Here is a 12,658-nt window from a genome sequence, read left to right as displayed (position 1 = left end):
ATAATGTTATTTACTACCCCACCACTTCTACCTTGAATTCAATGAAACCGGTACCTCCGACTCTTTTATGCAACATGCCACTTTTCTGTTGCAACAATGCATCTCAGATACAGTAAAATGCGCCTAAGCCCCCGTATAGCTTTATCGCTTTTATTTATTCTTTTTTTCACAAACCCCCTCATAAAGAACAGGATTTTTCGTAATTATTGCTCACACACCACCCCTGTTGCATTTTCGAAACATTTCAGCTTCAACGATAAAGAGGGAGCACTACAGCATTTTTCAACCTGAACATTCCCAACACGCAACATACCAAAATCATGATAGTTCGCGCTTGTTAGTAACAAAAAAGTTGACGCAACTACATCTAGCTACTTATAGTTTAAAATTATTTTTCGATACAAAGAAATTCAGCCTCTAATACTTACCAGCACCCTGTTGCGACACTGGTAATTCTTCAACTTTAACTTCAATGAATTTAATGAAAATATTTATTATCAACTTAGAACGATCAACTGATCGTCGCTCCAGCATGGAAGCTCGCCTGAATGAATTAAACCTAGCCCATGAGTTCATTAGCGCAGTCGACGGCTCAGAAAAGAATTTTTTATATAGCGATCGATACGACGCAAAGAAAAGACTCTTCATGAGAGGGCGCGAACTACAACGTGGACAAATTGCAAACTTTGCTTCGCATATCACGTTGTGGGAAAAATGCGTTGAACTAAACACCCCGATTGTCGTCCTCGAAGACGATGCGATCCTCAAAGATACCTTCCCCGAAGCTGTTAGCTTTGCTGCACAGCAAATTAACGACCTTGGTTGCATCAGATTCTACGGCAACAAACTCAACAAACATAAAATTGTACGCGAATTAAATGGTACGTATAAGATTGCTCTTTCCATCTTTGGGACAACTTGCAGCAACGCGTATGCAATCCACCCTGCTGCCGCCAAAAAACTTTTGGCACACTGTACTCAAATTCTTCACTCCATTGATGTCTACATGAACCACTCATATAATCACGGTGTTCCATGTTACGTTTTACTCCCAATGCCTGTTGAGCATGACACTTCACGTCCAACAACCATTGCGGATCGAGTAAAGAGTAAAAAAACACTGCTTCAAAAATGTGTTCGAGAACTTGATATCTCCTACATCAGGGCTGCCACACTGCTCACTTCCCTCCGTCATCTCAAAAGAAAATAGATAATTAGCGACTAACAATATGAAAAACGTTTTCGACTCATCCAATGTTTATGGTATGGCAAAAACATTTGTGCTCCTTTCTCTCTACGCCCTGCTCATAGCCATTGGCATACATAAAGGCGTCAAAATATTTCTCTACATCGCAGGAATAAGTGGCGCGTTGCTACTCACCTACGAGTGGTTCAAAATGGATCGACCTTCGATTCCAACGTTCTTCATCGCACCTTTGTTGTTTCTTATTTATGTACTTATTTCTCCGGGCACTTTCTTCATTGATGCACGACTGGCAGGGCGATTTGCATGTGCGTTATTTGCAGGTGCTGCTCTTCAATTCTTCTTCTCAAAAGCAACACATAAGGTGCTATTATCACAGTGCGCAGCATTCTTAGTCACTCTATTCTTAGGTGTTACCTATGCATGCTTTTGGGCACCAGAGATGTTTGATGATCGCCTTATCTTGTCGTATGGAAATCCACATCGACTAGCAGTAGCAGGTGCATTTTCAATTTTCACTCTATTTACATACCTGAGCATCTTTTCAAAAAAGAAACGGCTTATCGTATATTGTTTATTTGTCATTATCGGCACAGCAATCTTCATGACAGTAAGCCGATCAACTATCCTTGGTTTATTGTGTGCAATTGCAGCCTACATACTCTTCTACCGCTCAAAGCATTTAATTAAGATAGTCGTTGTTGCAGGACTTCTCGGTCTTATTGTTTTTTCTATTCTGCCACCAAAGCAACAACAACGCTTAATCGATCCACTCACCGCTCCTCTCAATGATAGAACTACCAAACAACGTATGGGAATTTGGTACACGGCCTTACAAGGAATCAATGAGGCTCCAATTTTTGGCCATGGCTTACGAGCATACAGTGACTATGACAGCAACTACAAAACTGCACACCGTTCAGAAATGGTTAATAAAAACATTCTGATCATCGACAGTCGCTGGTCACACCCCCATAGTATTTACCTAGGTTCACTATTTGGATGGGGAATTGTAGGCACTCTGCTTCTCATCGGCGCATTTATTCCCGCGTTCCGCTACTCTTCCGGTCAAACTAAAACGTTCTTATTTTTAATGACATTCTTTAGCCTAGGGTACGGCCTTACAGAGCTTCGAATAAAAAGTGATGATGGAGCGTTTATCCTGTTCTTCCCATTGGGACTTGCATATGGCTCAATTCTTTTTGAACACTTGTCCCAAAAAAACAAAGTTTCTTCAGAAGACCCGATACAAGCAAAACCATGTATTACTAAGATTCTTACTTTGTTGAATTAAGTTCAAAAATACTAAATTCAAACGATAAGGCTGGCCTCATAATGAGGACAGTCTTTTTTTGTATTGAATTGTAACTTTTGATGGATGTACATGTAACAATTCTTTCGTAACTACCTATGGGATTGTAAAAATTATTCTTCGTTTCTTATCTTGCTTCATACAATAAAAACGAACGAAGGCAGAATCTTTTACACGTCTCACCAAAAAAAATGAAATTCTTTCCCATTAACCTAAAGCACAACACTAGCAAAAACTCAGGAGTTTCCCCACCAATTGTAAGCGCTATCAGCCTTGCCTTTCTAACCTTTTATGATATGTAACCATATAATATTTTTTGAGGAGTTTATTATGAAAAAGTTGCTGTCATTTTTACTTATTGCCCTGATTGCTCTTAGTGCAAGCGTTGCCTTTGCAGGTGCCAATAAAATCGTAATCGCACACCGCGGTGCTTCCGGCTATCTACCTGAACACACCCTTGAAGCAAAAGCTGCCGCATACTTCATGGGCGTTGACTACATTGAACAAGACCTAGTCATGACCAAGGACGACCAACTTGTCGTTCTTCACGATCATTACCTTGATCGCATCACTGACGTTATGGAAAAATTTCCGAAACGTTTTAGGATGGTTAATGGTGAAAAACGCTGGTTCGCAATCGATTTTACCCTTCCAGAAATTAAAACTCTTAAAGTTACCGAAGGGTTCAATGTCAAGGATGGTAAGAAGGTCCAGGGCTTCGGCGCTCGTTTCCCAATGTTTTCCTCTTCATTCGAAGTCCCAACATTTGAAGAAGAACTTCAGCTTATTCAGGGCTTAAACAAATCTACAGGGGAAAATGTTGGTATTTACCCTGAGATTAAAGCCCCTTGGTTCCACCGTGCTGAAGGCAAAGACATTAGCATGGCGGCATTAAACATGCTTAAAGAGTACGGCTACACAACTAAAGAAGACAAAGTATACGTACAGTGCTTTGATCCAAACGAAACACGCCGCATCAGTAAAGATCTTCTGCCTAAACTCGGTATGAACGTTAAAGTTGTTCAGCTTATTGCTGAAACCAGCTGGAACGAAACCATGGAAAAGAAAAACGGAAAATTTATTCCTTACAACTATGACTGGATGTTTGAAAAAGGCGGCATGGAGCGTATCGCTCAGTACGCTGACGGCATCGGTCCTTGGAAGCCAATGCTCGTTAAGAATGACTCCACTCGCAACAATCTTGTTATTACAGACATGGTAAAAGATGCCCACGCCAATGGCATGGAAGTTCACCCTTACACCTTCCGTCTTGATAACGGCCGCATCCCGGCATACGCAGCAAGCTTTGAAGACATGCTAGATATCTTCTACTACACAGTAGATGTTGACGGTGTTTTCACTGATTTTCCTGACCGGGCAGTTAACTTCCTGCGTCGCGCAGAATATCAGCGTCAGGGCTTATAGCTTACGATAAGCATTCGCCTTACAATTTAGTTATGAAACGAAGAAAGCCCGCCTCAAAATGAGGCGGGCTTTCTAATTTCATTCGGATCTAGAGAGGTTTTCAATAAAGAGCGTCTATAAGAAACAGCTCTTACTTTCAAACTCCACCTAGTTACTATCGTCTATTTATCTAATGCTAATTTAACATCACGCAGACGGTTTGCGGTAATATCAAGCTTAGAGGCCAAAGCCTGCACCTGATTCGGAAGCATTGAGTCACCATTTTTATTCCCGCCAGCAAATACGTATAACGGATTAAAGCTAGCTATAATATCAAGTGTTTCTAATGCAACAGTAATGTTCTGTTCGCCACCGCGATTCATCAACTCTGGGTATGCCTTAGTTACGGTGTACAATACGTCACGTACAACCAGACAAACACCTTTTGCAAAGTAGATAGCATCATCAGCTTCAAAATGAGAATCAACCCCTGTCTTCAAACGGGACTGAGGCATTTCGATAAGTGACTCAAGAGTATCAATGAGAGTGTACAGGTCGTCTGTCTTTACATTGAATACAGCTTTGCCGCTTTCGACATCTTTCAAGTATGAATTAATTGACTTGATACCTTCGTTGTATCTGCTCTCGGATGATGCAAACATCCAAACATCTTCAGCGTATGGAAAAGATGATGTCTGCGCTTTCAGCAGATACTTGTTCACTTCCTCACCAGAACCACTACGTGCAAAGTTCATGGTATACACGTTGATGATACCGCGAGTGGCAAATATAATACCGCGTTGAAGATTTCTCTTGTTATCAAGCCATGATGTCGGGGAAATCATTAAGTCGTTAGGGAGCCAACCAAGAGTGGAGTCATTCAGTTCTCTGTCTAAAGAAAAGTATGCTGCTTTGAACACCAATGGAGCAATGTCTGCATCGCCCTTGATCTCACCATTTATTGGCATTACTGGCTGTTCGGCAACCTGAGTACGAATCCCAACAATGCTGAAGCCTACAACGATAACCAAAAGAACTAATACAACTATTAAAGACCTTGAACCACTTTTACTTTTAAAAAGTTGTTTCAAGGAAGCGAGTCCAATGCGTGACATTTAAGGTCTCCTACTGTGACTATTTAGAAAAATTTTACTTTCACTTTTTTGATGCTAACAACATTGATAAGTCAAGTTATTATACCTTGTCTACTACATCCCAATTGAAACAAAAAATGTAATAAATAAAAAGCCCGCTTCTAAAGAAACGGACTTTTTACATTCTAACAAAAAAATCTAACGAAATTATACGGCTTCAGGCGTCACAGTTACTTCTTCACCCGCATTCATTCTTTTCTGAGCTTCCCAACTATCGCGAACCATATCTACAATAGTATATTGTGCCTCCCAGCCAAGCTCTTCCTTTGCGCTGGCAGGATTCGCCCAACATTCAGCAATATCTCCTGCTCGACGAGGGGCAATGGCGAATGGCACGTCTATGTTGTTTTCAGTAATAAATGTTCGTACTAGTTCAAGTACACTAGTGCCATTCCCTGTTCCCAAATTATAAACCACACAGCCGGGAGCTGTTGCAAGTTTTTTAATAGCAGCAACATGCCCTTTCGCTAAATCAACAACATGAATATAGTCTCGGACTCCTGTCCCGTCGACTGTATCATAATCGTCACCAAAAATGCTTAACTGTTCGCGAAGACCTGAAGCTGTCTGGCAAATATATGGCATTAAATTATTGGGGATACCTTTAGGGCTTTCTCCCAGCCTATGAGAAGGGTGAGCACCAACCGGATTAAAGTATCTCAATAATGCAATGTTCATTTCAGGATGTGCTACGTGCACGTCCTTTAATATGTGTTCAATAAACAACTTGCAATTACCGTAAGGGTTTGTTGCGCTTAAAGAATGATGTTCATCAAGAGGTAAGTATTGAGGAGCGCCATAAACTGTTGCTGAAGAACTGAACACGATGTTGTTAATAGAATTTTCTAAACAGACTTCACACAAAGCTAACGTACTATCAATATTGTTTTGGTAATACATAAGTGGTTTCTCAACAGACTCACCTACAGCTTTGTATCCAGCGAAATGAATAACACAATCTATGTCGTGCGCCTTCACTATGGTGCGCAACGCTTCAACGTCACATACATCAGCTTCATACCACGTCACATGCTTGCCTGTAAGATCATGAATAACGTCAAAAATATCTTTTGAACTATTTGAAAAATTATCCACACAAATGACGTTATATCCACCCTCAAGCAGTTCAATTGATGTGTGACTACCAATATAGCCCGCACCGCCAGTTACCAGAATATTTTTCATACGAAATCAGCACTCTCTTTAAAAAATATACATCGAAGCCCTATCTCTTTATAGCAGTTCTATTTTTCTAACAAATCATACAAATTGGCGCTACAAAATATTCATCATATTTTCTATTTTCCTTTGAAATAACACAGGAAATTATTTTAGAAAAACACACTGCTCAACATCATATTTACATGCCCGCTATCTCTGATATGCTAGAGCAAAATCCTTTCTTTCGCCCTATAGATGCATAGCGGAGGCATTCTATGAGACACTTCCAATTACCCACCGGTAACAAAATTCCGGAATTGGGGCTTGGCACGTATCTAAGCCCACCAGACAAGATAGAGCATGCCATTTTAGCTGCACTGGATGCTGGCTACAGGCATATAGACTGTGCAGCAATTTATGGTAACGAAAAACAGATTGGTACTGCTCTAAAAAAAGCATTAAAGTTATTTTCCCGTGAAGAGCTATGGATAACCTCCAAACTATGGTGTGACGCCCATAAGCCGGAGGAGGTATTACCTGCCCTATCGCAAACACTGGAAGATCTGGGACTGGAATATTTAGATTTGTATCTCATGCATTGGCCGGTTGCATTAAAGCCCGGTGTAGGACTTCCCGGAAAACGAGATGACTACTTTTCGCTGGAAGAAGTCCCGCTTCGTGACACGTGGCGAGGTATGGAAGATTGTGTAGATCGAGAGATCGTTCGTAATATTGGCGTAAGCAATTTCAGCATAAAAAAACTTACAGCACTGTTATCAACTGCGGCTATTCCGCCCGCAATTAATCAGATAGAGATGCATCCGTACCAACAGCAACGCGCACAAGTTGCATTTGCTCGCAAGCATGACATTAGACTCACAGCTTATTGCCCACTAGGTTCTATTGGAACTCCAATTACAACAGCAGATGGTTGTAAACCTCCACCGCTCCTCAAGCATCCTCTTATTATGACCATTGCTAAAAAACATGGATGTACGACAGCTCAAGTACTCATTGCATGGCTCTTAAAACTGGACGTAGTTGCTATTCCAAAATCGATCACGCCGGAGCGCATTCAGGAAAACATTAAAAGTACAGAAATCAATCTCGACGCGAACGATATGACTGCCATCGCTGAGTTAGATATGGGAGCCCGTATTATCGACGGCAAAATGTTCACCTTCTACAACTCACCATACACCATAGAAAACCTATGGGATGGAGAATTCTAATCTAAGCGCGTGTGAGGGTGTGTAATGTAATCTCTGGCGGAACCGTGAAGCGCATAGGTGGCCCCCAGAAACCCGTCCCTGTATTTACATACAGCAAACTATCATCAACCTGATGCAAGCCTTTCACATAGGGTTGGAACAAGTGCACTGCGTATGTCCACGGAAAATATTGTCCACCGTGAGTGTGGCCGGAAAGCTGGATGTCGAATTTCGCCCTACTGGCTTCAAAAATATTTTTAGGCTGGTGTGCCAACAGAATAGACAAATCATGTCCTGGCGCACCAGCTTTCGCTGCAACGGGATCAGATGTATAGTGTTCGCCAAAACGTTCACCAGAATAATCCCATACCCCAGCCAGTAAAAGCCTACCCTCTCCCTTTTGAATAAGAGTATGTTCATTATTTAATACAGTAAAATTGAGTGCACGCATTTGCTCAACCCAACCTTCTACGCCGGAATAGAATTCATGGTTGCCGGTCACAAAAAATTTCCCTAACGGAGCCTCAAACTTCAATAAAGAATCGAGTTCCTTGCCCACACGGGAAACTTTGCCATCAATGGCATCTCCTGTGAGCACAAACATATCTGCACGCAATTCCCCAACCTGAGTCATCAAAGCTTTGAGCCATTTTTCATCTAAAATAGAGCCAACATGCAAATCAGAAATATGCGCGATTGTCGTTCCTTCCAAATCAGGGTGAAGTCCTGCAATTTTCAAGGCATTGTTTTTAACAATCGGCTGCTGAAACGCTTCTTGTATGGAAAAGGCCATGGTAGGAAGAACGGCTGCCATCACGGCTGCATTACCTGCGTTGTGTAAAAAAGCGCGGCGTGTACCATCAACAGGTTCTTTCTTATCCGCCACAACACGCCCGCCAAACTGGAGCACTTCTTTTACAAAAAGAAACGGAATGGTGAGGGAAATAAACCCCAGAGAAAGGTAGCCTATCCAACGCAACGTTGTATTTACCTCAACAGGAAACCCTTCCTTCACAAACAACCGTGTCACGTAATACAATACCAGAGCGGCAAGCAATGTTGCGGCAAGCAATATTTTTGTAGATCGGCGAACAGTAAGTGGTGCAATCATGCGCCAACATATTATTGCCCATAGAACAAGCATTGCTGATGTCATGACTATTGAAAACAAAGCCATCTGATCCTTCATTCTTCCTCCAGCGATATCCAGCGTAACTCACAAAAAAGGTACGTACTGTCATCCTCTTCAGGAATCGGCGTGTACTATAAAAATATAAAATTACGTTATAACGCTGGCAGCAAAAAGCGTTATAACTAAAACTTGAGTTCAGAGCACACTTTCCCTTTCACATCTATAATAGTCAAATATTATCTACGCGGGCAGCGCAATAAAAAAGAGGCCCCATCCTGCCTGAAAGAGCCTCTTTTTGAATCAATACTATTACTATCTGTACAGAGTTAGTCCTGCTTTAGTGTGAGAATCACGCCATTAAGTTCATCCGATAAATTCGCTAATGTTGCCATTGTCCTCGCGGAATCACCTGCAGAGGTCGCCATCTCGTCAGCCAGACGAGTTACTTCCTCAACGCTGGAATTAATTTCTTCACTGGTTGCAGACTGCTCTTCTGATGCTGTAGCTATGACACGGACCATATCTGTTGATCCTTCAATCATAGTCGTCATATTCGCCAAAGCATCCCCTGCTTCTTTAGCGAGGCTTGTACAGTTCACAACCACATCTGTTGTCTGCTTCATAGCATCAATATTCTGGATTGTTCCCTGCTGAATGGCATGAACAGCCTTTTCTACTTCAGAAGTTGCCTGCATGGTCTTTTCAGCAAGCTTTCGCACTTCATCAGCAACCACCGCAAAACCGCGGCCAGCTTCTCCTGCACGGGCAGCCTCAATTGCTGCGTTTAATGCAAGCAAGTTTGTTTGATCGGCAATATCTGAAATCACATCCATAATTTGACCGATACCCTGTGCATTTTCGCCAAGAGCACCAAGACTCTCCATCATCTTTTCAGATCGAGCTGCAACATCATCAATCGCACTCACAACTTCCATCACTGCATCTGCTTCATGCACAACACTTTCGTGCATAACTTCTGAATGCTGGGCAGCATCAGAGGCATTGCGAGCAACTTCCATCACGGCAGTATTCATCTGTTCCATTGCTGTTGCGGTTTCACCGCTACGTGCAGCCTGACGCTCCGTACCACTTCGCGTTTGTTCAACGAGTAACGAAAGTTCTTCTGAAACAGAACCAATATTAGAAACAATAGCCTCAAGCTGACCCGCGGCCTGATTCAACCCTTCTTTACGAGCAACTTCCGCTTGTGCTTGTGCCTCGGCGGCTGCATCGAGTGCTTCACTCGCTCGAAGAGTTTGTTCTTCTGCTTCTTCAGTTTTATGATCAGCCATCTGGATTGAGCTTACAAGACTGCCAACCATTTCTTTTAAAGCACAGTGCAAATCAAGCAACTCGCCTGAAAACTCAGACTCTGGAGGAACCTTGTTGTATTCCCCTTTGCTTACTTCTTTTGCAGAATTAATAACACTGTATAGCGGCTTCAAAGTCCGCAACACAAAGAAATACGCTATTAAGCCAATCACTAATGTTACGCCAAAACCTACAACTAGCGTTGCAAGCAGACTCGCATCAGCAGCCTCGACAACTTCACTTTCATCCTTAATGACAAGCAGCTTGTGGCCGGTTGATGACACAGTATGCATCCTTGCCAACTGCTGACCTTTCTCAGCTTTGACCTCATACATACCGTCCTGTTTACCAGCGAGAAAATCTAGACCTGATTTACCGGTCGAACCTATCCGCTTCATGATCAGATTGTCATACCCCGGAGCGGCAAGAATGGTTCCATCATTTTCAAGAAGCAGCACCCGACCGGTTTCACCAATCTTAATGTTCTTCATCATGCGTACAAGCATAGAAAGCTGAACATCAATCGCAACTACCCCAAGCACTTCACCTTGCTGACCACGTACAATAGTCATGGTACTTGCTACAGGCATACCGGCTGTACTTTGATATGCCTTGGAGACAGCTGATCCGGAAGAGGAGGCAACTGCTGCCTTATACCAAGGGCGCTGACGAGGATCATACTTCGGAGGTAATGCCGTAGGGTCGGACATAATAAATCCACCTGTACTACTGCCATAGTACACAAGCTCGTAACTTGAATGCGCTGCACGTGCATTGGAAAGTACACCTGCAATGCGCCGCTCAAGCTGCGGTAGTTCTTTAGAAGTAAAATTAATGTCAGACTGAATCGTATGGTTAAATGTCAGTGTCCCTGTTGCCATTTGTAGCTCTTCTAACAACGCAAGTTCTTTCGTTGTATTTATGGCATCAGAAAAAAAGCTGCTTACAATATTTTCTACAAGAAAAGCATCAGTTTTCGATGATGCTCCAAAAGAGTCTATTGCATCTTCGCGTACAATGGCATTTGAAATAACTAAAACTAACAGAACTGACGACAACGCAGCAATCATTACCAAGGCGGTGACTTTTGCCTTAATACTTTTAAACATTATTCCCCCAAAAATAACTATTTATTAATAAACACAACCAATCTTGAATGCATATTGATAACTACTAATGCAAACTTTCTTCAATTACAGAGCAAAACAAGATCATTTTCCATTAAATACTATTAACCATGCGCCTCTACTTAGCATATATTTCGGCAATAGATTTGATGATCTTAATTTTTTTTGACAATTAAAGTTAACACCCACTTACCAACAGTGTGTACACACTCAATACTAACATGTCATCAATCCAAAAGTTTCTACCCTACATTGTTCCACATACCTTTTAAAGTGCCATGAATAGGCATGTTGCTTACAATGGCTAGAGTAAAAAATTAATTGAGATTCCAGACAACCCCATTCTCTCCTTTACAAAGTTCTGAACATATGTGATTCGAATGTGTGGCGGTACGTCAAATTTTAACCACATATAACCAACAGATTTTTCAATGCTCAATGCCATCCGCGCTAGTCGCATCCTCACTATGGAAGGCCATAACACTTCCCCCCGAACAGATTCGGGGTATTACTCTTTTCCAGATGTCATTGAAGACGGCGTTATCGTCCACAGTAGTTCAACTATTGTGGACGTTCTTTCGTTCAGCGACTTTTCAAAAGCCTACAAAATAGAAGCTGAAGATTTAGGCGATGTAACTCTGACGCCTGCTCTTATTAATTGCCATAACCATCTGGAACTTGCGCACCTGAAAGGTAAAGCAATCTTTGGTGAAGGATTTGAGACATGGATTGAATCAGCCCTGCCGCTCATGGCAAATCCAGTTGATGCTCAAAGTCTTGAATCCGCGATTTCTGAAATGGCAGAAAGCGGCACAGCGCATATTGCAGACGTTAACGGACGCGCACCTAAAGCTGTGTACGACGCTGTTACCGCCCGCAACCTTAGCTGTCACATCCAGTTTGAAGTGTTTGGATACAATTTTCCAAAACTTGCCACCGGTACTTTGAGTGCAGAAGATTTATTCCCTTCTGCTGCTGACGAGTTACCAAGTGAAGCCAAAAAACGATGGATGACTCTTTCCGGTCACGCTCTCTATTCTACCAGCCCTGATGCGTTGGTTGTTGCTAAACAATGGTGCCGCTCTAATGAGCGGTATTTTTCTGTCCACCTTGCTGAACACCCCGGCGAAGAAGAGCTGCTAACCAAGGGCACCGGTCGTTTTAGAGAACAGCTTTCACGCAGAGTTCTTCCTAAGGATTTTACACCGCCTCAAATGCGCGCAGTACCATATGCAAAACACCTCGGCCTGCTGGATAAATCTACTATCGCCGTCCATTGCGTGCATTGCACACCAGACGACATAGAAATTCTTCGAGAAAGTGAAACAACCATATGCCTGTGCCCGCGTTCAAACGAACTTATAGGTGTAGGTACAGCACCAGTACGCAATTTTCTAGAAGCAGGTCTGCAACTTACCATTGGTACAGACAGCCTTGCTTCGAACCATGACCTTAACCTTTGGAATGAAGCGCGCTACCTGCGCGACAATTTCGATATACCGACCGGTGCATTGTTACGTATGCTTACTATTGCAGGCGCCAAAGCACTGGGCATTACGAATGAACTAGGAACGTTGTCGAAAGGCAAACGATTCCAATACGCTATTTTGCCGGAAGACTTTTAGTCCTCCAAATCATCATG

At 42.4% G+C, this 12,658-nt stretch carries 9 protein-coding genes; 5 read left to right on the top strand and 4 right to left on the bottom strand.

The window, feature by feature from the left end; translation table 11 throughout:
* Nucleotides 1-481 precede the first annotated feature (481 nt).
* The 3 genes from ACZ5V1_RS00230 (at nucleotide 482) to glpQ (ending at nucleotide 3,941) form a co-directional block, all read left to right on the top strand.
* Nucleotides 482-1,210: a glycosyltransferase family 25 protein gene (locus tag ACZ5V1_RS00230; RefSeq protein ID WP_464390067.1), complete on the top strand. Its 729-nt coding sequence runs from the start codon at nucleotides 482-484 to the stop codon at nucleotides 1,208-1,210.
* Between the two features lie 55 nt (nucleotides 1,211-1,265).
* On the top strand, nucleotides 1,266-2,498 hold the full coding sequence (locus tag ACZ5V1_RS00225; RefSeq protein ID WP_464390066.1) for an O-antigen ligase family protein: 1,233 nt from the start codon (nucleotides 1,266-1,268) through the stop codon (nucleotides 2,496-2,498).
* 348 nt (nucleotides 2,499-2,846) lie between these two features.
* Nucleotides 2,847-3,941, top strand: a complete 1,095-nt coding sequence (gene glpQ, locus ACZ5V1_RS00220; protein ID WP_464390065.1) for a glycerophosphodiester phosphodiesterase — start codon at nucleotides 2,847-2,849, stop codon at nucleotides 3,939-3,941.
* Between the two features lie 161 nt (nucleotides 3,942-4,102).
* Here glpQ and ACZ5V1_RS00215 read toward each other — a convergent pair whose 3' ends face one another.
* Together ACZ5V1_RS00215 and galE are read right to left on the bottom strand one after the other, a co-directional pair.
* The gene (locus ACZ5V1_RS00215; RefSeq protein ID WP_464390064.1) at nucleotides 4,103-5,035 is read right to left on the bottom strand and encodes a DUF2333 family protein; all 933 of its coding nucleotides are present in this window, start codon (nucleotides 5,033-5,035) and stop codon (nucleotides 4,103-4,105) included.
* Between the two features lie 186 nt (nucleotides 5,036-5,221).
* Nucleotides 5,222-6,259 (bottom strand): UDP-glucose 4-epimerase GalE, encoded by a 1,038-nt coding sequence (gene galE / locus ACZ5V1_RS00210; RefSeq protein WP_464390063.1) that lies wholly within the window; start codon nucleotides 6,257-6,259, stop codon nucleotides 5,222-5,224.
* Between the two features lie 251 nt (nucleotides 6,260-6,510).
* On the opposite strand from galE, the gene ACZ5V1_RS00205 reads away from it, so the two are divergent.
* Nucleotides 6,511-7,467 (top strand): aldo/keto reductase, encoded by a 957-nt coding sequence (locus ACZ5V1_RS00205; RefSeq protein WP_464390062.1) that lies wholly within the window; start codon nucleotides 6,511-6,513, stop codon nucleotides 7,465-7,467.
* A gap of 1 nt (nucleotide 7,468) precedes the next feature.
* On the opposite strand, the gene ACZ5V1_RS00200 is transcribed toward ACZ5V1_RS00205, so the two are convergent.
* Together ACZ5V1_RS00200 and ACZ5V1_RS00195 are read right to left on the bottom strand one after the other, a co-directional pair.
* On the bottom strand, nucleotides 7,469-8,635 hold the full coding sequence (locus ACZ5V1_RS00200; RefSeq protein ID WP_464390061.1) for a metallophosphoesterase: 1,167 nt from the start codon (nucleotides 8,633-8,635) through the stop codon (nucleotides 7,469-7,471).
* A gap of 269 nt (nucleotides 8,636-8,904) precedes the next feature.
* Nucleotides 8,905-10,998 (bottom strand): methyl-accepting chemotaxis protein, encoded by a 2,094-nt coding sequence (locus ACZ5V1_RS00195; protein ID WP_464390060.1) that lies wholly within the window; start codon nucleotides 10,996-10,998, stop codon nucleotides 8,905-8,907.
* A gap of 449 nt (nucleotides 10,999-11,447) precedes the next feature.
* On the opposite strand from ACZ5V1_RS00195, the gene ACZ5V1_RS00190 reads away from it, so the two are divergent.
* Nucleotides 11,448-12,641 carry an amidohydrolase family protein gene (locus tag ACZ5V1_RS00190; protein ID WP_464390059.1) on the top strand — a complete coding sequence of 398 codons (1,194 nt, stop codon included), beginning with the start codon at nucleotides 11,448-11,450 and terminating at the stop codon, nucleotides 12,639-12,641.
* Nucleotides 12,642-12,658: the final 17 nt, after the last annotated feature.

This window comes from Halodesulfovibrio oceani subsp. galateae, from assembly GCF_055397225.1.
This window is presented reverse-complemented; position numbering and strand designations above follow the sequence as displayed.

Excerpts from the sequence above, each read along its gene's own strand:
- galE (WP_464390063.1), bottom strand. The coding sequence starts at position 6,259 with ATGAAAAATATTCTGGTAACTGGCGGTGCGGGCTATATTGGTAGTCAC.
- glpQ (WP_464390065.1), top strand. The coding sequence starts at position 2,847 with ATGAAAAAGTTGCTGTCATTTTTACTTATTGCCCTGATTGCTCTTAGT.
- ACZ5V1_RS00230 (WP_464390067.1), top strand. The coding sequence starts at position 482 with ATGAAAATATTTATTATCAACTTAGAACGATCAACTGATCGTCGCTCC.
- ACZ5V1_RS00215 (WP_464390064.1), bottom strand. The coding sequence starts at position 5,035 with ATGTCACGCATTGGACTCGCTTCCTTGAAACAACTTTTTAAAAGTAAA.
- ACZ5V1_RS00195 (WP_464390060.1), bottom strand. The coding sequence starts at position 10,998 with ATGTTTAAAAGTATTAAGGCAAAAGTCACCGCCTTGGTAATGATTGCT.
- ACZ5V1_RS00190 (WP_464390059.1), top strand. The coding sequence starts at position 11,448 with ATGCTCAATGCCATCCGCGCTAGTCGCATCCTCACTATGGAAGGCCAT.
- ACZ5V1_RS00205 (WP_464390062.1), top strand. The coding sequence starts at position 6,511 with ATGAGACACTTCCAATTACCCACCGGTAACAAAATTCCGGAATTGGGG.
- ACZ5V1_RS00225 (WP_464390066.1), top strand. The coding sequence starts at position 1,266 with ATGGCAAAAACATTTGTGCTCCTTTCTCTCTACGCCCTGCTCATAGCC.
- ACZ5V1_RS00200 (WP_464390061.1), bottom strand. The coding sequence starts at position 8,635 with ATGAAGGATCAGATGGCTTTGTTTTCAATAGTCATGACATCAGCAATG.